This window comes from Stenotrophomonas sp. AGC87, from assembly GCF_057333975.1.
Genome location: NZ_JBHFHW010000004.1, coordinates 1 through 21,187 on the forward strand (window position 1 = coordinate 1; position 21,187 = coordinate 21,187).

Below are 21,187 nucleotides of genomic sequence, written 5' to 3' on the forward strand. Positions count from 1 at the left end.
CCTTTGCCTGAGCGAGTGCATCAACACGCACGCGATAAACAGGCGGCCAATGCCAACCGTTGAACGATGCGTAACAAACAAACAGCCCCGACCGAAGTCAGGGCTGTTTGTTTGTAACTGGCGTCCCCACGGGGATTCGAACCCCGGTCGCCACCGTGAAAGGGTGATGTCCTAGGCCTCTAGACGATGGGGACGCACGAAAACTTCAAATTTTGTCACTGCAATCTGATCGGCCTAATGATCGGATTGGTGGAGCCAGGCGGGATCGAACCGCCGACCTCCTGCATGCCATGCAGGCGCTCTCCCAGCTGAGCTATGGCCCCACGTCGTGAGGAGCGAAATCATAGCGACGACGTTTTCGATTGGCAAGAAAAAAGTGAAGAAATAGCGTGATGCAATCCGCTGTCACTCTCCGGGCAGTCGTTGATGGCGCAGCCGCAGTGCATTGCTGATCACCGAGACCGAACTCAGACTCATCGCCACCGCCGCCAACATCGGCGACATCACGATGCCCAGCGGGTACAGAACGCCGGCCGCAACGGGAATGCCGAGCCCGTTGTAGAGAAACGCAAAGCCCAGGTTCTGCCGCATGTTGCGCACGCTCGCGGTGGACAGCTGGCGCGCACGCAGGATGCCGCGCAGATCGCCTTTGACCAGCGTGACCTGTGCGCTCGACATCGCCACATCGGTGCCGTTGCCCATCGCGATACCAACGTCCGCACTCGCCAGCGCGGGCGCGTCGTTGATGCCATCGCCGGCCATCGCCACCTTGCGGCCCTGCGCCTGCAGCGAACGGATCAACGCGGCCTTGTCGGCGGGGCGCATCTCGCCGTGGACGTCATCCAGGCCGAGTTCCCGAGCGACGGCTTCTGCAGTGGCCGCGCCGTCGCCGGTGGCCATGACGATGCGCAGGCCATCGCGGTGCAGCTGCACGATCGCTTCGGCGGTGGAGGCCTTGATCGGGTCAGCCACCGCGAGCAGGCCGCCAAGCTGGCCATCGACGGCGAGGTACATCACGCTGGCCGCGGTGCTGCGCAAGTGCTCGGCACGTTCGCGCAGGGCATCCAGCGCGATACCGTGTTCGTCCATCAACGCGGTATTGCCAAGCAGCAGCTGCCTGCCATCCACCACGCCCTGCACACCCATGCCGGTCAGGGAATCGAAATCGTCCACGCTGGCCAGCGGCATCCTGCGCGCGTGTGCTTCGGCCACGATCGCGGCCGCCAACGGATGCTCGCTGCCCTGGTCCAGGCTGGCCGCCCACTGCAGGATCTGATCGGCAGCGAAGGGCGCCACCGCCTGCACGTCGCGGAACGCTGGCCTGCCCTCGGTCAACGTGCCGGTCTTGTCGACCACCAGCGTGTCGATCTGGCGCAGTGCTTCGATCGCCTCGGCATCGCGGAACAGCACCCCGTGCTGCGCGGCGCGACCGGTGGCGACCATGATCGTCATCGGTGTGGCCAGCCCCAATGCGCACGGGCAGGCGATGATCAGCACCGCTACCGCGCTCAGTACCGCATGCGTCCATGAGGGCGCCGGACCGAACAGTCCCCAGCCGAAGAACGTCAGCACCGCAATCGACAACACCGCCAGCACGAACCAGTACGCGACGGTGTCGGCCATGCGCTGCATCGGGGCGCGTGAGCGCTGCGCCTGCGCCACCAACTGCACGATCTGCGCCAGCATGCTGTCATCGCCAAGGCGATCGGCGCGCACGACCAGGCTGCCAGTGCCGTTGAGTGTCGCGCCGATCACCGCGTCGCCCACGGCCTTTGCCACCGGCACCGGTTCACCGGTGAGCATCGATTCATCGATGGAGGAGCGGCCTTCGACGACCGTGCCATCCACGGGCACCTTCTCTCCCGGGCGCACGCGCACGCGGTCGCCGGGCTGCAGCGCGGCAATGTCGAGGTCTTCCTCGCGGCCATCCTCGCGCAGCACGCGCGCGGTCTTCGGTGCCAGGCCGAGCAGCGCCTTGATCGCGGCGGATGTTTTTGCCCGTGCGCGCAGCTCCATCAACTGGCCGAGCAGCGTGAGCGAGATGATCATCGCCGCCGCCTCGTAGTAGACGCCGACATGCCCGTGCTGCTGGAACGACGGCGGGAACAGACCCGGCGCGACGGTGGCGACCACGCTGTAGCCGTACGCAGCGAGCACACCCGTCCCGATCAGGGTCCACATATTCGGGCTGCGGCTGCGGATCGACTGCGCCCAGCGCTGCAGGAACGGCCAACCGGCCCACAGCACCACCGGCGTCGCCAGGGCCAACTCGATCCACACCCGCAGATCGGGCGCCAGGCCATGCAGCACGGGGGTCATCGCCAGCATCGCCAGGCCCATCGTCGCCACACTCAGCGGCAGGCTCCACCAGAAGCGGCGGCGGAAGTCGGTCAACTCGGGATTCTCGCCCTCATCCAGGCTGGGCATCTTCGGCTCCAGCGCCATGCCGCACAGCGGGCAGGTGCCGGGGCCTTCCTGCACGATCTGCGGGTGCATGGGGCAGGTGTACAGCGTGCCGGTGGGAGCTGGTTCGGCGCTGTGCGATGCCGGATCCAGATAGCGCTGCGGGTCTGCAATGAATTTTCGCCGGCATCCATCGCTGCAGAAGTGGTAGGCGCTGCCGTCATGATGGGCATGGTGGGTCGTGGCGGCCGGGTCGACTGTCATGCCGCAGACCGGGTCGGTGGTCATCCCGGCGCCCGCACGGGAGGCCTTGCTGTGGCCGTGGGTGGCGTTCATTGGCGTGACCCGGTCAATGCGGTCAGGATCGGGCACTGTTCCTGATCGCCATGCCCGGGGCAGGCGTCGACCAGCTGTTTGAGCGCGCCGTGCATCCGCTGCAGTTCGTTGATGCGTTGTTCGATGTCGGTGAGCTTGTTCACCGCACTGTCGCGGATCTGCGCCATGTCCTGGCCACGTTGATCGCTGAAGCCAAGCAGATCGGCGATTTCATCCAGGCTGAAACCCAGTGCCTTGGCGCGGCGGATGAATTGCAGGCGGGTCAGATCGCTCTCACTGAAGATCCGGTAGCCGCCGGCGCTGCGCCGTGCGGCGGGCAGCAGCTGCTGCCGTTCGTAGTAGCGCACCGTGTCGATGGGCACGCCGGCCTGGCGCGCGAGCTGTCCAATGTTCATGAGCACCTCGTGGATGACCGCTCCATTCTGAACCCTGGAGTCTGCTCCAGAGTCAAGCCTTGCTGGAAACCCACTGGGAATTCAGTTGGCGTGAAATTTACAACTAGTTGCATGGTCGTCCCCCCGGGACGCCCGTAGCCTCAGGCCATCTTATGTATCGACCTGTTCTGCCCGGCCCCACGCCGGCAGACACTGTCCCAGGAGAATGGCCATGGACGCACCCCGCAACACGTTGCAGCCGGACCGCCGGCCGGACACGCCGACCCTGATGGAAGTCGCCGTGGTGGAATTCCCCGGCAGCCTGCGTGCCGCCGCCCCGGTCCTCTCCGAGCTGGCCCAGCGGTGCAACCGCACGGTAGCCGCCGGCCGCCGTACCGGCGCACGAATGCTGGTCACCCGGTGGACGATGTCCGCCCGCGGCATGCAGCGGGTTGCCGGGGTGGAACTGTTCGGCGATGCGCTGCCTGCGATCATCGTGGTGCCCGGCAGTGAATCCAGCTGGACCATGGCGCCGCCGGATGAGCGCCTGCTGGCCTGGCTGCGGGAATGCCACGATGGCTGCAGCCTGCTCGCCGGCTGCGACGAAGGCGGGCTGCTGCTGGCCGCTGCCGGCGTGCTGGCTGGGCGCTCGGTCAGCGTTCCCGAACCCGCGCGCTGCCCGGCGTTGCGCACGATGGTGCCCAGCTGGCTGCCCAGCGAACGCACCCTGGTTGATGATGGTGACCTGCTGACCGCCGCGGGCCAGGATGCCTGGAAGTACCTCAGCCTGCGCCTGCTGGCACGGGTGTACGGGCAGAGTGTGATGAACACCGTCATCCAGCAGCTGCAGCTGGTGATCCCGCGCACCGAGCTGGATGATCTGGAACGTTTCAGCCCGAATTTCGCCCACGGCGACCGCTGCATCCTCAAGGCACAGCGTTGGCTGCACGGCATCGCCGCACGCGGTGTGGGGCTGGACGACATCTGCGCACAGGCCGGCCTGGAGCCGCGGACCCTGCAGCGCCGGTTCCTCAAAGCGACCGGCATGCGTCCGATCGAGTACTGCCAGCGCCTGCGCATCGCCAAGGCGCAGTTGTTGCTGCAGGCGGGCGGGCTGGTCGACCAGGTGGCGTGGGCCGTGGGCTACTCCGACCAGAGCGCGTTCCGGCGGCTGTTCCTGCGGATCGTCGGGCTCACGCCGGCCCGCTATCGGCGCCAGGTGGCCGCGCAGCAGCGTGAGCGCGCAGCGGCGCGACCGGGCACCCGGGTACTCGAGCCGATCCGCTCGGCGGCCTGAATCGCGCAACACCGGCACGCTTGATCCATTGACGCCTTGCTGGGACCATGCCGGCGGGCCCGATGCAACAGCCGTCGCCGCGTGGCAGGTCCTGGGCGATGGCGGAGAGAAACGATGATCAGCAGTGTAGGCCCGGTACCGCTTGCGGTCGTGTGGGTGTTGGTGGGTCTGGGCATCGCGATGCTGGTGGCCAGTGTGGTGCGTGCTCCGGCAATCGAGGGCGCACCGCGACCGCGATCGGTGGTGGTGGACATGCTGCTGCTGGGCCTGCTCGCCGGGCGGGCAGGGTTCGTGATCTGGCATGCAGGCGACTATGTGGCCGATCCCTGGGCGGTGCTGCGTGTGGGCGATGGCGGGTTCCTGCTGTGGCCTGCGCTGCTGGTCGGGCTGGGGTGGGGCGGGTGGCGCCTGCGTCGCTGGCCCACACTGCGCCGCCCCGTGGGTGCCGCTGCACTGGCAGGCCTTGTCGGTTGGGCCGTGCTGTCCACGGGCGCCCGCTGGCTGCAGCAATCGCGGGTGTCATTGCCGGCGATCACGCTGACATCGCTGCAGGGCGCGCCCGTCGCGCTTGACGAGACCCGCGGCGAGCCCGTGGTGATCAACCTCTGGGCGAGCTGGTGCGGCCCCTGCCGCCGCGAAATGCCGGTACTGGCACGCGCACAGCAGCGCCATCCTGATATCCGCTTCCTGTTCGTCAACCAAGGCGAGACGCGCGACGAAGTGGATGCCTTCATGGCGGCCGAACGCCTGTCGCTGCGCAATGTGCTGCTCGACGAAGAGGCACGTGTTGCCGAACGGCTGCAGGTACATGCGTATCCGACTACCCTGTTCTTCGATGGGCAGGGCCGGTTGCAGCACCTGCACCTGGGCGAGCTGACAGCCGCCGGCCTCCAATCCAAGCTCGACGACCTGTAAGGGTCGCGGGTCGTTTGTTCCATGAATCCAGGAGTCTCCATGACGTTGAAATCCTCGCGCACGCTGATCACCGCGCTGTCCGCCGCGCTGCTGATCGCACTGGCCGGCTGCAGCCAGGCGCAGACGCCGAAGGCCACGGCAGAGAACGCTGGCGGTGACCGGCCGGCGGTGCTGAAGGGCATCGAGAAGCATGGGTTCGAGGTGATCGGCGAGTTCGACGCACCCGGCGGCCTGCGCGGCTTTGCCGGCGTGGTGGGTGGGCAGCAACCGGCGGCGGCGTATGTGACGGCCGATGGGAAGAACGTCGTGGTGGGCAGTCTGTTCGATGCCAACGGTGAGGATGTGGGCGCCGCGCCGCTGGAGAAGCTGGTGGCCAAGCCGATGTCCGAGCGCTCGTGGAAGAAGCTCGACGAGAGTGCGTGGGGGCGTGACGGCAAGGCCGACGCGCCGCGCGTCGTCTATACCTTCAGCGATGCGAACTGCCCGTACTGCCATCGCTTCTGGGAGGCCGCGCGGCCGTGGGTGGACGCGGGCAAGGTACAGCTGCGCCATGTGATGGTCGGTGTGATCCGCGAAGACAGCCCCGCCAAGGCGGCTGCCATCCTCACCGCGCCCAACCCCAGCGCCGCGCTGCTGGAGAACGAGCGTCTGTTCGACAAGGGAGGCATCAAGCCGGCGGCATCGTTGACGGCGGAGGTCGCCAACAAGCTCGATGCCAATCAGGTGCTGATGATCGAGCTCGGTTTCCAGGGCACACCGGGCATTCTGTTCAAGGATGCCCAGGGAATGGTGCAGCGCCGTTCCGGCATGCCGCAGGGGGATGATATGACCGTGGTGCTCGGCCCGCGCTGAGCACTGACGACCGTAGTGTCACAGCGCGCCGGGCATTGCCCGGCGCGTTGCGTTTGGGTGGCCGGATACCCGCCTGGTAACGGGGGGTGCGACGCGCTGTCGCGTTCGACTTGATTTGGATCAAGGCTGAAAACGCCTGCGCCGCTACGCTTCCCTGCATGCGCTATCTCCTGGATTACCCCGCATGTAGCGGACGCGTGGCCGCCCAGTCAGAAAACTGCCTGAGAACGTTCACGGCACTCTCACTTTTCGATTGTTACTCAGAGCGCTGGCTGCCGCGCCTCAACGCGGCGGTCATCAGGGATGAGGGGATCCCGTGCGAGCGTACCCATGCAGGCGATGTGTCCGATGGCGTGACCGCCACCGACCCACGCGTCGGCAGAGGTCGCGCGCATTGCAGTGCCGGGCTGCGTGCTCACCACCTGCGGCGTTCTGGACGTCAGCCGGTGTGGACCCGCGGGACTGTGTACGGTTCAAGGAGGACGTGATGCGCTTGGCTGTGTTGACGGTCGCATGCGTGGCAGCGTTGGCTGCGGCGCCGGTATATGCGCAGGATTCGGCTGCCGCGTTGCGGCAGGATATCCAGACGCTCCGGCAGACGCTGGAACAGATGGAGCAGCGCCTGCAGGCGATCGAATCGGGGAAACCTCCACCCACCCAGGCGCGGATCGCCGCCCCCGTGGTACCTGGCACGACCGATCTTCCCGCTGCACCCCCGGCCTCGTTGACGGCGCAGGCACAGGTGCCTGGCATGGGCCAGGCCATCCTTCCGCAACGTGACTCCGTTGCTGATCCGTCCACCGCCGCATCCCGCCCGGACAGCGCCGCCGGCCCGACCGATCCCGAGCTGAAAGGCTTCTTCGCGATCCCCAACACCGATACCCTGATCCGCATCGGCGGCTACGCCAAGCTCGATGCGATCGCCGATTCACGCGCGGCCGGCGATCAGGAGCAGTTCATTACCTCCTCGATCCCGGTCGGCAGTGCGCACCGGGATGTCTCCAACTTCACCCTGCATGCCAAGCAGACCCGCTTCAGCTTTGAAGCGCGGCGGCCGACCACCCATGGCAACCTGCGCTTCTATCTGGAGAACGACTTCTTCGGCAGCAGCGACAGCTATCAGTTCCGCCTGCGCCATGCTTACGGGCAGCTCGGCAATACCTACGCCGGCTATGGCTATTCGACCTTCATGGATGCCGACAGCCTGCCCGACACCCTGGATTTCGCCGGGCCGGGTGGGGCGGGCTACCTGCTGGTAGCCGGCATCCACCACAGTTTCGCGATGGGCAAGGGCAACACGCTGACCGTGGCTGCCGAAGATCCGGATACCCAGTTGAGCAACCCTGCCGAGGGGGTCATGCCGGTCGATCAACTTCCGGATATCACCGTTACCGCCCGCATGGAGCGCGACTGGGGCCATCTGCAGTTGGGCGCGGTCGCCCGCAGCCTGGGTTACGACGGCGATGCAGGCGACGGCCGTCGTTTCGCCGGCGGTCTGCAACTCAGTGGCTCGGCCGCGGTGGGCGAGCAGGACCTGCTGCTGTTCGGGATGCTCGGTGGCAAGGGCCTGGCCCGCTATACAGCCGACCTGACCGGTTCGGGCATGGACGCCGTGGTGACCGCCGATGGCCGGCTGCAGGCGCTGTCGCTGTACGGCGGTTTCGTCGGGTACACGCACTACTGGTCGCCGCTCTGGCGTTCCAACCTGATCTACGGCCAGCTCACCAGCGGGCGCAACGAGGCGCTGGCCGCCGATGCGTTCCGGCAGAGCCGCTATGGCGTCTTCAACCTGCTCTGGAGCCCGGCACCGTCCTGGACGATGGGTATGGAACTGCTCTACGGACAACTGGAACAGCAAAGCGGGCAACGCGGCGACACCATGCGGCTGCAGGGCAGCCTGCAATACAACTTCATCAAGTAACTCCCACCGCCCGGCACGACCGGGTCCCTGCCTGGCAAAGGAGCAAACGTCATGGCACAAGCAAAGAAAATCGGGGTCGTCGGCGCCACCTTCCTGGTGGCCGGCAACATGATGGGGTCGGGGGTGTTCCTGCTGCCCTCCAGCCTGGCCAAGATCGGCACCGCCTCCATCTGGGGCTGGCTGATCACCACGGCAGGCGCACTGCTGCTGGCGTTCGTGTTCGCCAAGCTCGGCAGGCTCGCGCCCAAGGCCGGTGGCCCGTATGCCTATGCACGCGATTGGTTTGGCCCCTACATGGGCTTCCAGACCAACACCATCTACTGGTTCGCCAACTGGATCGGCAACGTTGCCATCCCGATCGCGGCCGTGGGTTATTTCAGCTATTTCTTCCCGATCCTGTCCGAGCCGCTGCCGCGCTGCATCGCGGTGCTGGCGCTGGTGTGGGCGCTGAGCTTCGCCAACGTCATCGGCCCATCGTTCGTCAGCAAGCTGCAGACGGTGACCACCAGCTTCGCCCTGGTACCCATCCTGGGTATCGCGATCTTCGGCTGGTTCTTCTTCGATCCGACCATTTTCAAGGGCGCCTACAACGTGTCCGGAGAGTCCAACTTCGGCGCGATCTCCAGTGCGGCGGCGTTGACCCTGTGGGCCTTCATCGGCGTGGAATCGGCGTCGGTGACCGCTGGTGTGGTCGAGAACCCGGAGAAGAACGTGGCCCGCGCGACGCTGGCCGGCGTGTTCCTGGCGGCGATCGCCTACATCGCCAGCTCCTCGGTGATCATGGGCATGGTGCCCAATGGCGACCTGCAGGTGTCCGATGCGCCGTTCGCGCTGGCTGCGGCCAATGCCGTGGGCGGGTGGGGCGGGGCGCTGGTCAGCCTGTGCGCCTTCGTGGGGGCGGCCGGCTCGCTCGGCGGCTGGATCCTGCTGACCGCGCAGAGCGCCAAGGCGGCCTCGGACGATGGTCTGTTCCCGAGCATCTTCAGCAAAACCAACAAGGATGATGTGCCGGTCAAAGGCGTACTGATCGTGGCCGTGCTGATGACCCTGGCGGTGCTGGTCACGTCCACCTCCAAGACCGCCTCGGCCCAGTTCGATGTGATCACCTCCGCGGCGGTCGTGCTGACGCTGCTGCCGTACATCTACTCCTGCGTGGCCTGCTATTTCGTGGTGGAGCGCTCGCACACGCTGGTGCATACCGGCGCGTTCTGGCTGCTGACCAGTGTCACCGTCGTGTACTGCCTGTGGGCGATCTTCGGCTCGGCCGGCAACATCGTGCAGTACGCCTTCCTGTTCGTGTTGTTCATCACGGTGTTCTATCCGTTCTTCAGCGAGGAGCGTCGCCGCCAGCGCGGCCAGCTGCCCGCCCTCGACGCTGCCGTCCGCACGACGCTTTCGTGATCTTCCCCCAGGAGAATCCCTGTGTACTTCAAGTCCCTTGACTACCCGATCATCGTCATCGACGACGACTACGAATCCCCGCGCATCGGCGGCATCCTGATCCGTGCGCTGGTGGACGAGCTGCGCAAGAGCGACCAGCGCGTGCTGTGCGGTCTGACCCTGGCCGATGCCCAGGCCGGTGCGCGCACCTATGTGGCGGCCTCGGCGGTGTTGATCTCCATCGATGGCACCGAGGAGAACCCGGAGCAGTTCCAGCGCCTGCTGGGCTTCCTGCGCGAACAGACGGCCCGCCGCGCCAACCTGCCGGTGTTCCTGTACGGCGAACGGCGCACGATCGAGAAGGTGCCGAGCAAGCTGCTCAAGTTCGTGCACGGCTACATCTTCCTGTTCGAAGACACCAAGAGCTTCATCTCGCGCCAGGTGATGCGTGCGGCCGAAGACTACATGGCCAACCTGCTGCCGCCGTTCTTCAAGGCCCTGATCCACCACACCGCCGAATCCAACTACTCCTGGCACACGCCGGGGCATGCCGGCGGCGTGGCGTTCACCAAATCACCGGTCGGGCGTGCGTTCCACCAGTTCTACGGTGAGAACACCCTGCGCAGCGACCTGTCGATCTCGGTGCCGGAGCTGGGTTCCCTGCTCGACCACACCGGCCCGATCAAGGAGGCCGAGAACGAGGCGGCGCGCAACTTCGGTGCCGACCATACTTTCTTCGTCACCAACGGTACTTCCACCGCCAACAAGATCGTCTGGCACGGCACCGTCGGTCGCGGCGATGTGGTGTTCGTCGACCGCAACTGCCACAAGTCGCTGCTGCACGCGTTGATCATGACCGGCGGCATCCCGGTGTACTTCACGCCGAGCCGCAACGCGCACGGCATCATCGGTCCGATCAGCCTGGATCAGTTCACGCCCGAATCGCTGCAGCAGGCCATCGCCGCCAACCCGCTGGCAAGCAAGGCGTACAAGGCCGGGTCAAAGCCGCGCATCGCGGTGGTGACCAACTCGACCTACGACGGGCTCTGCTACAACGCCGAGAAGATCGCCGAGGAGATCGGCAGCGCGGTCGATTTCCTGCATTTCGACGAAGCCTGGTACGCCTACGCTGCCTTCCATCCGTTCTACGAGAATCATTACGGCATGGCCAAGGGCAAGCCGCGCGAGCAGGATGCGATCATCTTCACCACGCACTCCACGCACAAGCTGCTGGCTGCGTTCTCGCAGGCCTCGATGATCCACGTGCGCAATGCGGCCTCCCGAGAGCTGGATGCGGAGCGCTTCAACGAAGCCTTCATGATGCACACCACGACCAGCCCGCATTACGGGGTGATCGCGGCCTGCGATGTGGCCTCCAAGATGATGGAGGGCGCTGCCGGCGAATCGCTGGTGCAGGAGATGCATGACGAAGCGATCGCCTTCCGCCGCGCGATGCTGCACGTGCGCGAGGACCTCGGCCGCGATGACTGGTGGTTCAGCGTCTGGCAGCCGGACAAGCTGGAGCGCTCGCTGGCCAAGGGCGACGCGCCGGCCCCGATGGTGGCCAAGCGCAGCGAGTGGTACCTGCAGCCGGACGCGCACTGGCACGGTTTCGAGGGCCTGGTCGAGGACTACGTGCTGATCGATCCGATCAAGGTGACCCTGCTGACCCCCGGGCTGTCGATGGACGGCGAAATGGGCAAGCGGGGTATTCCGGCCGCGGTGCTGAGCAAATTCCTGTGGACCCGCGGCATCACCGTGGAAAAAACGAACCTGTACTCGGTGCTGTTCCTGTTCTCGATGGGCATCACCAAGGGCAAGTGGAGCACCCTGGTGACCGAGCTGATGGCGTTCAAGGAGTTGTACGACAGCAACGCGCCGTTGACCCGTGCACTGCCGCAGCTTGCCGCCGAGTTCCCGATCGCCTACGCCGGCTGGGGTCTGCGCGATCTGTGCGATGCACTGCACGCCTTCAACACCGAATTCGGCGTGGCCCAGGTGATGCGCGAGATGTACGTGGACCTGCCCGAGCCGGTGATGACCCCGGCCGAGGCCTACGATCATCTGGTGCGCGGGCAGATCGAACGGGTCGACATCGAGCAGATCAGCGGTCGCATCGCCGGCACCATGCTGGTGCCATACCCGCCGGGCATCCCGACCATCATGCCGGGCGAGCGCTTCGGCGCCAGCGATGAGCCGATCATCCAGTCGCTGCGGATCGCCCGTGAGCAGAACGCGCGCTTCCCGGGCTTCGAGTCGGATGTACACGGGCTTATCATCGACACCGACGGCGATGCGCCGAGCTACAAGGTGGAGGTGCTGAAGGTCTGACGCCCGCGCGGAGGACCCTCGGCCAGCGATGGATACAGCACGCGAGCAGCGGGTCCTCACATTCTCCATCGGGGTGACGATGGCGGTCAGCGCCGTCGGCTTCATCGGCGGCCTGCTGGTGGGGTCGCAGGCCATCCTGTTCGACGGCGTCTACAGCCTGGTGGATGTGGCGCTGACCCTGGTGGCGCTGTCGGTGCTGCGGCTGGTGGCGCGGGAAGAAAGCCCGCGCTTCCAGTATGGGTACTGGCACCTGGAGCCGATGGTGGAGGCGCTTGGCGGGGCGATCCTGTCGCTGGCCTGCATTTATGCGTTGGCCAACTCGGTGATCGGACTGACCACCGGGGGGCATGAGGTCAAGGCCGGGCCTGCGCTGCTGTGGGCCGCCGTACTGTGCGTGAGCAACCTGGCCATGGCGGCGTTCGTGCGTACCCGTGCGAAGCAGCTGCATTCGGCACTGCTGTGGCTGGACGTGCGGGCCTGGCTGCTGAGCGGGTTGATGAGCCTGGCCGTGGTGCTGGCCTTCGCGATCGCCTTGCTGCTGCGCGGTGGCGAGCACGCCCATTGGATTCCCTATCTGGATCCGCTGGTGCTGGCCGCGATCAGTGTCGCGGTGCTGCCGGTACCGCTGCGCAGCGCCTGGAAGGCCATGCGCGAAGTGCTGCAGGTGGCGCCGGATACGCTGGATGCGCGCGTGCAGGCAGTGATGAAGGACTTCGTCGCCGAGCACGGCTATCTGGATTTCACCAGCCATGTGGCCAAAATGGGCCGCATGCGGTTCGTCGAAATCCACATCCTCACTCACCCGGAAACGGTCATCGGCAACATCGGCAATGTGGATCGGCTGCGTGATGAGATCGCCGAGCGCCTGGATGCGCGCGGCAGTGAGTTCTGGTTGACCATCGATTTCACGGCCGATCCGGCCTGGACCTGAGGCCGGGGACGGAACTCAGGGTCGCCCCAACAGGCGGCGCCACCAGGGCACGGGCGGCGTCGGGTCGGGCAGGTGGGCCGGGGGCAGGCTGGCCCAGATGGGCTCGAAGAAGGCGATGTCCCCGTTGTCCGGGGCCATCCGCTTGGAGACCGAAGCCACCGGGAACAACTTGAGCTTGGCGGGGCCGACCACCACCGCGTCGGTGCCGTAGGCGTCGGTCTGCATGCGCCAATCGCCGCCGCGATGGGCTATTACGTAATCACCGAAGAGGATGCCCAGGCCGCACGCCACGACGTTGTCGGCAGGGCGCTGGGCGACATCGTCGGCCTTCCAACGCCGGAAGGCCGTGTCCAGCGCGTTCGGGGTGACCTCGCTCGTGCCGGCATAGATCGTCAGCAGTTGTCGGCCCAGATCCCTGGATTCCTGTGCCCACGCGCTTTCCCGGTCCGAAAACCCGGCCAATGCCACGTCCTTGTCGCTCATGCGGTTCTCCGGATGCCCGGTCGCGATTCTGGCAGCTCTTTACGGGCAATGCGACGGCGCATCGCAGCGTTGCAAGACGCGCCGTTGACCTCAACCGCAGTTGAGGCCGGAGACTGCGCACTCACTCCCCGACGACATCTCCCCCCATGTTGACCGATGCCCCTGTTGCGCCCGCCGGCCTGTTCGGCTTCATCAATCCGTCCGGTTTGTACGACCCGACCGCGAACGGCTATTCCCACGTTGCCGTGGTGCGGCTGCCGGCCCGCGTGATCCACATCGTCGGGCAGGGCGGGGAGACCGCCGATGGCGCACTGTCGCCGCGCTTCGAGGCGCAGGTCGCCCAGGCGCTGGACAACCTCAGCCTCGCACTGGCGTCGGCCGGTGCCACCCTGGCCGACGTGGCGAAGCTGACCGTGCTGGTGGTGGATCACGATCAGGACCGGCTCGGCATTCTGTCGGATCAGATCGGCCGCCGCTGGCCGCTGGGCCGTGCGCCGACCTGCACGCTGATGCCGGTGCCGCGGCTGGCACTGGAGGGCATGCTGTTCGAGATCGAGGCGACGGCGTACACCGCCTGAGCGATCCGGGGCGGGTCTTTTCATGCGATATACGAAACATATATGATGTGTATATCACTTCAGAGGGCTCGCCCATGGGCATCGTCAACATCGACGACGAACTACACGACAACCTGCGCCGCGCCAGCGGCGTCTCGGGTCGCTCGATCAATGCCCAGGCGGGGTTCTGGATCAAGATCGGGATGCTGTGCGAGATGAATCCTGGTATGAGCTACCAGGAGATCGTCAGCCGTGAACTGCGTGCCGCCGGTGTCGAGCCCGGCGCGTTGCGGGTGGCCGAAGCATGATCAAGACCGCTGAAGAACAGGCGCTGATGCGCGCATCCGGACGCCTGCTGGCACAGGTGTTCGAAGCGCTGGACGAGCTGTCGCTGGAGGGCATGAGCACGCTGCAGGTGAACGACTGGGTCGAGCATTTCATCGTCGATCAGCTGCACGCCCGCCCGGCGAGCAAAGGCCAGTATGGCTTCGCTTACGTGCTCAATTCCTCCATCGACAACGTGGTCTGCCACGGCGTGCCCTCAGCGGATGTGATCCTGCGCAGCGGCAGCATCGTCAATCTGGACATCACCCTGGAGAAGGGCGGCTACATCGCCGATTCCAGCAAGACCTATCTGATCGGCGAGGTGGACTACGCGGCCAAGCGGCTGGTGCGTGTGACCCGCGAAGCGATGTGGAAGGGGATCGGCGTGGTGCGCCCGGGCGCGACGCTGGGCGACATCGGTTTTGCGATCCAGCAGCATGCAAAAGCGCATGGCTACAGCGTGGTGCGCGAATTCTGCGGTCATGGCATCGGCCAGGAGATGCACGAAGAGCCGCAGGTCCTGCACTACGGTCGGCGTGGCGATGGGCTGGAACTGGAGGAAGGCATGACCTTCACCATCGAGCCGATGATCAACCAGGGCCGCGCGGCGATCGACATGAGCGACGACGGTTGGACCGTCACCACGCGTGATGGAAAGCTCTCGGCGCAGGCCGAGCACACGGTGCTGGTGACCGCCGATGGAGTCGAAGTACTGACGTTGCGGGCAGACGAGCGCATGGTGCGCTGACGCGGCCGCCGTACCTGGCTCGGCGGCCTCATTCGCTACGTGTGGACACCAGCTTGAGGAACGCCTCGTTCTGATACCGGCTCATGCGCAGCTGCTGGCCGGTGTCCATGGTCACCACGTGGTGGCCGTTGAACCACGGATGGATCGCCTTGACCCGGCGCACGTTGACGATCGCCGAGCGATGCACGCGCGCGAAATGCCGCGGATCCAGCCGCGCGGCGAGGGTGGTCATGGTCTCGCGCAGCTCGTGCACGCGGTCCACCAGATGGATCTCGACCGTGTTGCGTGCCGCCTTGATCCAGACGATCTCCTCCACCGCCACCAGCACCACATGCTCATCGACCCGCACCGGGATGCGCTGCAGGTAGTCGTCCCGTTGGCGCAGTGCATCCAGAGCCTGCAGGATCTGCGCCGAGGCCTGCGTGCCCATCGCGCTTGACGCCGACACCCGGGTTTTGGCCCGCTCAAGCGTTGCGGCAAAGCGCTCGCGGCTGAACGGCTTGACCAGATAATCCACCGCATTGGTCTCGAAAGCCTTCACGGCGTACTGCTCGTAGGCAGTGACGAACACCGTGGCCGGCATCCGCGCCGCGCCGATGGTGGCCACCACGTCCATGCCGTTGATCGCCGGCATCTGGATGTCCAGGAACACCAGGTCCGGTGAGTGGCTGCGGATCGCGCCGACCGCCGAGATGCCATCGCCGCATTCGCCGACGATGTCGATCTCGGGATCATCGCGCAGCAACCGCACGATCGCGTGCCGCGCGATGGGCTCATCATCGACCACCAGCACGGTCAGGCTCATGCTGGCGCGATCCCCGGTGTTGTACCCGGGGTGAATTCGGGTGCCTCGTCGGGACTGTCCAGTTCACGGAACGGCACGCGGATGCGGCAGGCCACGCCCTCTGGCCAGAGCATGTCCAGCCGGACATCGGCGGCATCGCCGTACAGTTCCTTCAGGCGCAGGCGTGTGTTGGACATGCCGATGCCGTGCCCGGCCGATGCGGTCGGTTCGGCCGAGAGGGTGCTGTTGCGGTTGCGCACTTCGATGCACAGCGTGTCGCCATCGCGGCGGGCCTCGATCTCGATGGTGTCGCTGCCCACGCGCTGGCCGATGCCATGGCGTAGCGCGTTCTCCACCAGCGGCTGCAGGATCAGGCTGGGCACCGCGCAGGCCAGCGTGTCCGGGGCGATATACGTGCGGGTGGTGAGCCGATCCTTGAAGCGGGTGCGCTGGATGCCCAGGTACAGCTCGATCAGGTCCAGTTCCTGGCGCAGGCTGATTTCCTGGCCGTCGTAGTCTTCCAAGAAGGCGCGCAGCAGTTCGCTCAGGCGCAACAGCATGTCTTCGGCCGAGACCTTATCCTCGTCGAGCAGGGTAATGATCGCGTGCAGCGTGTTGAACAGGAAATGCGGCTGCAGCTGGGATTTGAGCGAGAGCAACCGCGACTGCGCCAGCTCGGTGGCCAGCTGGCTCGCCTCCAGTTCGCGGCGGGCCTTCTCGCCGTGGAAGTGGATGGCCTGCTGGATCGCGAACAGGGTCCAGTAGGTCAGCAGCCCGATGGCGAAGTGCTGCTCCAGGAAGTAGCCCAGCTGCTCGAAGAAACCGCTGGGCTCGAACAGGGTGGAGACCATCGCGCCCACGACCATGGCGATGAACGTCATGCCGACGCTGGCCACCACCTGTGCGCCCAGCCCGTGCAGGCGCCCGCTGCCGCGTACCGGAAAGCGCTCGGCGAGGCGGAAGACCGTGGGTGCCAGGGCAGCCCAGGTGTACCACTGGATCAGCGACCACCGCAGGAGATCCCAGAGGGGTTGTTGGCTGTTCGGCAGGCCGGCGTTGATCGAGGTCTGCAGGGCGAACACCACGGCCACCGCCGTCCACAGGGCGAGGTAGCGGGACAGGCGGATCCGGGTGCTGCCGAGGCGAATGTACATGGTGGATTCCGGGCCAGGCGCTTCTGGCGACGCTCATCTTAGGCAGGCGGCGGGAGCGCGGGAAGCGCCAAGACGGCCCATTACGATTGGCCACGTCGTGGCGACGATTCGTCCCGGATCGGTTGGCGGATCCGGCCGGCGGGCGCGTGATGCGGGTGTCCATCACCTGCCTGGAGCACCACCATGATCCTGATCCGCCCCCTTCTGCTCGTTTCGTTGCTGCTCGCCGGTACCGCCCACGGCGCAGAGACGCGTTACCTGGGTCTGCTCAACCGGGCGCACGACAGCGTGGTGACCCTCGATGTCGCGGCTGCCGGCACGGAGGCGTTCTTGCCCCGGTCGATCGATATTCTTGCGGGTGGCGGCGGCAGCACCATGATCCGCCTGGCCGACGAAGGCTGCCGGTTCGATCTTCGTGTCGCGTTCCGCAACGGACGACGGGTGGTCTACCGCGATGTGGATGTCTGCAGGGGCGACACACTGGTCATCGCACCGCTGAAGAAGACACCCGGTGATCATGCGGTCGCGCTGGAACCAGGGACGCCAACGCGTGGCCGATAGCAGAGGGGCGCGGCGAGTGCCGTTCGCCGTACGCGCTTACGGACGCAGACGCGGCATATGCTGCTCCACCAACGTCGCGACCCAGTCGATGAACACCCGCAGTTTGGCGCTGACATGCCGGTTCGGGGGAAACGCAAGATGCAGCGGCATCGCATCGATGCGCCACTCCGGGAACAGCCGGACCAGCTCGCCCGCGACCACATGCGGGGCGGCCATGTAGTCGGGGAGCCACAGCGCACCCAGACCCGCCACGCCCGCGGCGAGATACGCATTGCCATCATCGACCGCAAGCAGGTGGTGCCCCTTCACCGTGACCTGTTCATCGCCCCGCTGCAGGGTGTAGGGCAGTACCGTGCCACTGCGCGAGCGCAGGTAGCCCACCACGCGGTGTGGGGCCTGCTCCAGGTCCTGCGGATGGGCGGGTATGCCTGCCTGTTGCAGGTAGGCAGGCGAGGCGTGGATGGCCGCCGGCAGATCGCCGATATGGCGGGCGACCAGCGATTGATCCGTGATTTTTCCACCCCGGATCACGCAGTCCACATTCTCGTCGATCAGGTCCACGTGGCGATCGCTGACGCCCAGATCGAGCTGGATCTCCGGATAGCGGGCAAGGAAGTCGGGCAGGGCGGGCACCAGCACCAGCCGCGCGAATGGGGCGGGCACGTCCACCCGCAGGCGCCCGCGAGGAACCGCCGCCGCGGTGGACAGGCTGGTTTCAGCGTCGTCGATGTCGGCCAGCAGCCGGATCACCCGGGCGTAGTAGGCCGCGCCGTCGGCGGTGACGTTCACCTGCCGGGTGGTGCGGTTCAACAGCCGTACCCGCAGCCGGGCCTCCAGGTGCTGGACCAGCTGCGTGACCGTGGTGCGGCTCATGTGCAGCGTGTCGGCGGCCTTGGTGAAGCTGCCGGTTTCAACCACCCGGGCGAAAGCCTGCATTGCGTCGAACCGGTCCATCTGCATTCCAATGGGGCTGATTGTTTGGATTCTACAAACAATGTTGGCGAGGAGGCCGCGTTTATCACGCGCCCCTGCCGATCTACTGTGGCGCTTCATTCTTGACGGGCCGTTCGTCGGCCCTGGGCAGAGGTTGACCATGGCAACACGTGAAGTCGTTTTTCCGCCGGGCCGCCAGGCCCTGTACGAGCGCAACCGCTACTCGCCGGCAGTACGGTCCAATGGCTTGCTGTTCGTGTCCGGCCAGGTCGGCAGCCGCGAGGATGGCTCGCCCGAACCCGAGCTGGAGGCGCAGGTGCGGCGTGCGTTCGACAATCTCAATGCGGTGCTCGGCGCGGCCGGCTGCACGTTCGATGACGTCGTCGACGTGACGGTGTTCCTGGTCAATCCCGAGCAGATCTTCGAGCGCGTGTGGGCCATCGTTCCGGAGTACTGGGGCGAGGCGCCGTATCCCACGCTCACCGGTATCGGCGTGACCTGGGTGTATGGATTCGACGTGGAGATCAAGGTGATCGCGAAGCTTCCGTAGCACGCCTTCACGCGGTCACGGCTGCATCTTGCCGATAGTGGGCCGTCATCCTGCTTCATGTTGCGGACCCACATGCCCCTGATTCCCGAGCGCGTGCAGCGCTGGCCCCGGCCGTGGCGCGTGGCGTTGCTCTCGCTGCTGGCGCTCTATGCGCTGTACCTGCTGGCGGGCAATGTGTTCCTCAATACGCCGCTGTTCGATGCGGTCACCAACCGCAAACCTGAAAAGTTCACGATGCAGACCGGGCCGGCACTGACCCTGATGCCTGGGCAGGCCGTGGTCTGGAACATCCGCATGCGCGGCCAGGCCAATCGAACGCAGTATGTGTTCCGTGCCGACCGGGCGAGTGCCTGGATCGATCTGCCGGCGCTGTTGCGCAAGGAAGTGCGCATTCCGCGCATTGATGCCACAGGGGTTGAAGCCGAGGTCGAGCGGGTCGAACAGGCCATCCCACCGCCCCCGCGGGGTGACCGTGGCTGGACGCTGCGGCTCGATGCGATCCACAGCGACACCATCCGCAGTGGGCGCTTCGGCAAGTTGCTGATCGTTGGCCAGGGGCGCGGCAATGTCGGTTTCCTCAAGCAGCTCAAGGGCGGGCCTTCGGAGCTGTTCGATTCCACGGCGGGCTTCGATGATGCCCAGGTCAGTTTCGACGGGGTCAACGTGCTGGACGATGCCCATATCGCCGCGCGCTTCCATTTCCCGCGGCACTATCGTGACGACGCGCCGGGATTGCAGAAACTCGGGATCACCTGGGCACAGCTGCAGATCGACGCGCGCAGCCAGGGCCTGCGCATCGATACCGGTGGCCCGCATGTCAAGGTTGGCAGCGCGGTTTCCAACGCGCGCCTGACCGCGGATGTGACGCTGGAGGAAGGCGCGCTGCGACCGGGTAGCCGGCTGGTCTGGCGGCTGCCCCTGCATGCGGGGGTACATGCCGATGACCGCGGCCTGCTGTCGTTGCAGCTGGATGTGGCGCAGGACATGCGGGTCCAGGCGCGGCTCCCGCGGGACCCGGAAACGGGCAGCGAACTCAATGCCGATCTGCGCGTGACCGGACGGAAGATTCCGTTCCAGGCGCCGGCCGAGCTGCTTCCGCGGCTGTCTGGCAAGGTGCAGGGCGCCTGGCAGTTCCAGTCGCTCAACTGGATCAGCGATCTGTTCGTGAAGAAACCCTGGTTCCACCTCGACGGCGGTGGGCTGCTCAAGGCAGACGTCATCATCGCCGACGGTCAACTGGCGCCGGGCAGCACGGTGGATATCCCGCAGGTGGCCGCCGTGGCCGAGGTTGCGGGGGTGCGGATGCGCGGTGACGCCCACGCACAAGGCCGGATCGTGGAAGGCGAACCGCCGCAGGCGGAGCTGCAGGTGCAGATCCCGCGCTTCCAGGCTGCGCCAACCAACGCGCCGAAGGCGGTGTTGTTCGATGGCCGCCAACTGGCGCTGACCCTGCGCGGGGACGCGCGGTTGAAGCAGTTGAGCGACGGCATGCGCGCCCAGCTGCGCTTCGCCGATGCGCGGGTGCCCGACCTCACCGCCTACAACCGTTATCTGGGAAACGACAACGTGCGCCTGCTCGGCGGTACCGGTCTGCTCAGCGGTGATGTGTCGCTGGATGCCTCCGGCCGGGTCGGCAAGGGCAGTGCCGATCTTCGTGGCACCGGGGCCCGGCTCAGCGTGGCGGGCATCGCGATGCGCGGCGATGCGCAGCTGCAGGCGCGTCTGCAGCGTGCGGATTTCGACAGCCGCCAGTTTGATCTCGGTGGCACCACGGTGGACCTGCGCAACATCCACGTGGGTGATGAAAAGAGTGACGGGCGTTGGTGGGGCAAGGTGGCGATCCGCAGTGGCCACATCGATGCGGCCGCGCCGTTCCAGGTGGATGGCCTGGCCGACCTGCGCCTGCGCGATGCCGGGCCGTTGCTCGGCGTGTTCGCCCAGCGCAGCGAATACCCGCGCTGGGTGCTCGGCATGCTGGATTCCGGGGAGGTGCAGGCCAGTGGGCAACTGCGCTGGCGCAGTGGCGAGCTGATCGTGGAGGATCTTCAGGCCGAGAACGAGCGACTGTCCCTGCAGGCGCGGCTGGATCTGAGCCATGGCAAGCGCCGTGGCGATCTCTACCTGCGCTGGGGCGTGCTGGGGGCCGGCATCGAGCTGCAGGGCGAGCAGCGCAAGTGGCACCTTGCCGGGGCCCGCGACTGGTATGCCGAGCAGCCCCGGCTGCTGCCGGCCACGCCCGCCGCAACGAAGCAGGGTGACGGCACGCGCTGACCGGACGCATCTGTTCCCCCTGGCCGGGCGTGGCTTGGTATCCTCGCCGCGCCCACTGTCTGGTGACAGCGTGCCTCTCGCC

General features: G+C 66.3%; 19 protein-coding genes and 2 tRNA genes. 13 read left to right on the forward strand and 8 right to left on the reverse strand.

All coding sequences use genetic code 11. The annotated features are described in order from the left end of the window. Nucleotides 1-118 precede the first annotated feature (118 nt). From ACE026_RS00930 to ACE026_RS00945, 4 genes are all read right to left on the reverse strand, one after another. Nucleotides 119-194: transfer RNA gene (locus ACE026_RS00930), tRNA-Glu, on the reverse strand. A gap of 53 nt (nucleotides 195-247) precedes the next feature. After that, nucleotides 248-323, reverse strand: a tRNA-Ala gene (locus ACE026_RS00935). Nucleotides 324-405: 82 nt separating this feature from the next. Then, nucleotides 406-2,667: a heavy metal translocating P-type ATPase gene (locus ACE026_RS00940; RefSeq protein WP_486037667.1), complete on the reverse strand. Its 2,262-nt coding sequence runs from the start codon at nucleotides 2,665-2,667 to the stop codon at nucleotides 406-408. A gap of 68 nt (nucleotides 2,668-2,735) precedes the next feature. Then, entirely contained in the window at nucleotides 2,736-3,134 is a 399-nt protein-coding gene (locus ACE026_RS00945; protein ID WP_486037147.1) for a heavy metal-responsive transcriptional regulator, read from the reverse strand. Between the two features lie 211 nt (nucleotides 3,135-3,345). On the opposite strand from ACE026_RS00945, the gene ACE026_RS00950 reads away from it, so the two are divergent. From ACE026_RS00950 to ACE026_RS00980, 7 genes are all read left to right on the forward strand, one after another. After that, nucleotides 3,346-4,410, forward strand: a complete 1,065-nt coding sequence (locus tag ACE026_RS00950) for a helix-turn-helix domain-containing protein (RefSeq protein WP_486037149.1) — start codon at nucleotides 3,346-3,348, stop codon at nucleotides 4,408-4,410. A 114-nt stretch (nucleotides 4,411-4,524) separates the two neighbouring features. Further along, the gene (locus tag ACE026_RS00955) at nucleotides 4,525-5,325 is read left to right on the forward strand and encodes a TlpA family protein disulfide reductase (protein ID WP_486037151.1); all 801 of its coding nucleotides are present in this window, start codon (nucleotides 4,525-4,527) and stop codon (nucleotides 5,323-5,325) included. Nucleotides 5,326-5,364: 39 nt separating this feature from the next. Then, nucleotides 5,365-6,177: a thiol:disulfide interchange protein DsbG gene (gene dsbG, locus ACE026_RS00960; RefSeq protein ID WP_486037153.1), complete on the forward strand. Its 813-nt coding sequence runs from the start codon at nucleotides 5,365-5,367 to the stop codon at nucleotides 6,175-6,177. A 487-nt stretch (nucleotides 6,178-6,664) separates the two neighbouring features. Continuing rightward, nucleotides 6,665-8,098, forward strand: coding sequence for a DcaP family trimeric outer membrane transporter (locus ACE026_RS00965; RefSeq protein WP_486037155.1), 1,434 nt, complete (start codon nucleotides 6,665-6,667; stop codon nucleotides 8,096-8,098). Nucleotides 8,099-8,149: 51 nt separating this feature from the next. Beyond that, nucleotides 8,150-9,499 (forward strand): arginine/agmatine antiporter, encoded by a 1,350-nt coding sequence (gene adiC, locus ACE026_RS00970; protein WP_121037144.1) that lies wholly within the window; start codon nucleotides 8,150-8,152, stop codon nucleotides 9,497-9,499. A gap of 21 nt (nucleotides 9,500-9,520) precedes the next feature. Then, nucleotides 9,521-11,809 carry an Orn/Lys/Arg family decarboxylase gene (locus tag ACE026_RS00975; protein ID WP_486037157.1) on the forward strand — a complete coding sequence of 763 codons (2,289 nt, stop codon included), beginning with the start codon at nucleotides 9,521-9,523 and terminating at the stop codon, nucleotides 11,807-11,809. Between the two features lie 28 nt (nucleotides 11,810-11,837). Beyond that, a complete protein-coding gene (locus ACE026_RS00980; protein ID WP_486037159.1) occupies nucleotides 11,838-12,740 on the forward strand; it encodes a cation diffusion facilitator family transporter in 903 nt (300 codons plus the stop codon). Nucleotides 12,741-12,755: 15 nt separating this feature from the next. Here the strand turns inward: ACE026_RS00980 and ACE026_RS00985 are convergent, their stop codons facing one another. Next, a complete protein-coding gene (locus tag ACE026_RS00985) occupies nucleotides 12,756-13,223 on the reverse strand; it encodes a DUF3806 domain-containing protein (RefSeq protein WP_486037161.1) in 468 nt (155 codons plus the stop codon). Nucleotides 13,224-13,369: 146 nt separating this feature from the next. Here ACE026_RS00985 and ACE026_RS00990 point away from each other — a divergent pair, with 146 nt between their 5' ends. From ACE026_RS00990 to map, 3 genes are all read left to right on the forward strand, one after another. Further along, nucleotides 13,370-13,801 (forward strand): RidA family protein, encoded by a 432-nt coding sequence (locus ACE026_RS00990; protein ID WP_486037163.1) that lies wholly within the window; start codon nucleotides 13,370-13,372, stop codon nucleotides 13,799-13,801. Nucleotides 13,802-13,875: 74 nt separating this feature from the next. Continuing rightward, the gene (locus ACE026_RS00995; RefSeq protein ID WP_088433419.1) at nucleotides 13,876-14,088 is read left to right on the forward strand and encodes a ParD-like family protein; all 213 of its coding nucleotides are present in this window, start codon (nucleotides 13,876-13,878) and stop codon (nucleotides 14,086-14,088) included. Next, entirely contained in the window at nucleotides 14,085-14,852 is a 768-nt protein-coding gene (gene map / locus ACE026_RS01000) for a type I methionyl aminopeptidase (RefSeq protein WP_486037165.1), read from the forward strand. Before ACE026_RS00995 ends, map begins: the two co-directional genes overlap by 4 nt. A gap of 28 nt (nucleotides 14,853-14,880) precedes the next feature. Here map and ACE026_RS01005 read toward each other — a convergent pair whose 3' ends face one another. Both ACE026_RS01005 and ACE026_RS01010 read right to left on the reverse strand, forming a co-directional pair. After that, nucleotides 14,881-15,657: a LytR/AlgR family response regulator transcription factor gene (locus ACE026_RS01005; RefSeq protein WP_486037167.1), complete on the reverse strand. Its 777-nt coding sequence runs from the start codon at nucleotides 15,655-15,657 to the stop codon at nucleotides 14,881-14,883. Then, nucleotides 15,654-16,790 carry a sensor histidine kinase gene (locus ACE026_RS01010; protein ID WP_486037169.1) on the reverse strand — a complete coding sequence of 379 codons (1,137 nt, stop codon included), beginning with the start codon at nucleotides 16,788-16,790 and terminating at the stop codon, nucleotides 15,654-15,656. The genes ACE026_RS01005 and ACE026_RS01010 overlap by 4 nt, the downstream gene beginning before the upstream one ends. 183 nt (nucleotides 16,791-16,973) lie before the next feature. Between ACE026_RS01010 and ACE026_RS01015 the strand changes: the two genes are divergently transcribed. Next, nucleotides 16,974-17,351, forward strand: a complete 378-nt coding sequence (locus tag ACE026_RS01015; protein ID WP_486037171.1) for a hypothetical protein — start codon at nucleotides 16,974-16,976, stop codon at nucleotides 17,349-17,351. A gap of 36 nt (nucleotides 17,352-17,387) precedes the next feature. Here ACE026_RS01015 and ACE026_RS01020 read toward each other — a convergent pair whose 3' ends face one another. Then, on the reverse strand, nucleotides 17,388-18,305 hold the full coding sequence (locus ACE026_RS01020; protein ID WP_486037669.1) for a LysR family transcriptional regulator: 918 nt from the start codon (nucleotides 18,303-18,305) through the stop codon (nucleotides 17,388-17,390). A gap of 139 nt (nucleotides 18,306-18,444) precedes the next feature. Here ACE026_RS01020 and ACE026_RS01025 point away from each other — a divergent pair, with 139 nt between their 5' ends. Next, nucleotides 18,445-18,834 (forward strand): RidA family protein, encoded by a 390-nt coding sequence (locus ACE026_RS01025; RefSeq protein ID WP_486037173.1) that lies wholly within the window; start codon nucleotides 18,445-18,447, stop codon nucleotides 18,832-18,834. A gap of 72 nt (nucleotides 18,835-18,906) precedes the next feature. Beyond that, nucleotides 18,907-21,105, forward strand: a complete 2,199-nt coding sequence (locus tag ACE026_RS01030; protein WP_486037175.1) for an AsmA family protein — start codon at nucleotides 18,907-18,909, stop codon at nucleotides 21,103-21,105. Nucleotides 21,106-21,187: the final 82 nt, after the last annotated feature.

Bases quoted from the DNA above. Each gene is read 5' to 3' on its own strand.
- ACE026_RS00940 (WP_486037667.1), bottom strand. From the start codon at position 2,667: ATGACAGTCGACCCGGCCGCCACGACCCACCATGCCCATCATGACGGC.
- ACE026_RS00945 (WP_486037147.1), bottom strand. From the start codon at position 3,134: ATGAACATTGGACAGCTCGCGCGCCAGGCCGGCGTGCCCATCGACACG.
- ACE026_RS00950 (WP_486037149.1), top strand. From the start codon at position 3,346: ATGGACGCACCCCGCAACACGTTGCAGCCGGACCGCCGGCCGGACACG.
- ACE026_RS00955 (WP_486037151.1), top strand. From the start codon at position 4,525: ATGATCAGCAGTGTAGGCCCGGTACCGCTTGCGGTCGTGTGGGTGTTG.
- dsbG (WP_486037153.1), top strand. From the start codon at position 5,365: ATGACGTTGAAATCCTCGCGCACGCTGATCACCGCGCTGTCCGCCGCG.
- ACE026_RS00965 (WP_486037155.1), top strand. From the start codon at position 6,665: ATGCGCTTGGCTGTGTTGACGGTCGCATGCGTGGCAGCGTTGGCTGCG.
- adiC (WP_121037144.1), top strand. From the start codon at position 8,150: ATGGCACAAGCAAAGAAAATCGGGGTCGTCGGCGCCACCTTCCTGGTG.
- ACE026_RS00980 (WP_486037159.1), top strand. From the start codon at position 11,838: ATGGATACAGCACGCGAGCAGCGGGTCCTCACATTCTCCATCGGGGTG.
- ACE026_RS00985 (WP_486037161.1), bottom strand. From the start codon at position 13,223: ATGAGCGACAAGGACGTGGCATTGGCCGGGTTTTCGGACCGGGAAAGC.
- ACE026_RS00990 (WP_486037163.1), top strand. From the start codon at position 13,370: ATGTTGACCGATGCCCCTGTTGCGCCCGCCGGCCTGTTCGGCTTCATC.
- ACE026_RS00995 (WP_088433419.1), top strand. From the start codon at position 13,876: ATGGGCATCGTCAACATCGACGACGAACTACACGACAACCTGCGCCGC.
- map (WP_486037165.1), top strand. From the start codon at position 14,085: ATGATCAAGACCGCTGAAGAACAGGCGCTGATGCGCGCATCCGGACGC.
- ACE026_RS01005 (WP_486037167.1), bottom strand. From the start codon at position 15,657: ATGAGCCTGACCGTGCTGGTGGTCGATGATGAGCCCATCGCGCGGCAC.
- ACE026_RS01010 (WP_486037169.1), bottom strand. From the start codon at position 16,790: ATGTACATTCGCCTCGGCAGCACCCGGATCCGCCTGTCCCGCTACCTC.
- ACE026_RS01015 (WP_486037171.1), top strand. From the start codon at position 16,974: ATGATCCTGATCCGCCCCCTTCTGCTCGTTTCGTTGCTGCTCGCCGGT.
- ACE026_RS01020 (WP_486037669.1), bottom strand. From the start codon at position 18,305: ATGGACCGGTTCGACGCAATGCAGGCTTTCGCCCGGGTGGTTGAAACC.
- ACE026_RS01025 (WP_486037173.1), top strand. From the start codon at position 18,445: ATGGCAACACGTGAAGTCGTTTTTCCGCCGGGCCGCCAGGCCCTGTAC.
- ACE026_RS01030 (WP_486037175.1), top strand. From the start codon at position 18,907: ATGCCCCTGATTCCCGAGCGCGTGCAGCGCTGGCCCCGGCCGTGGCGC.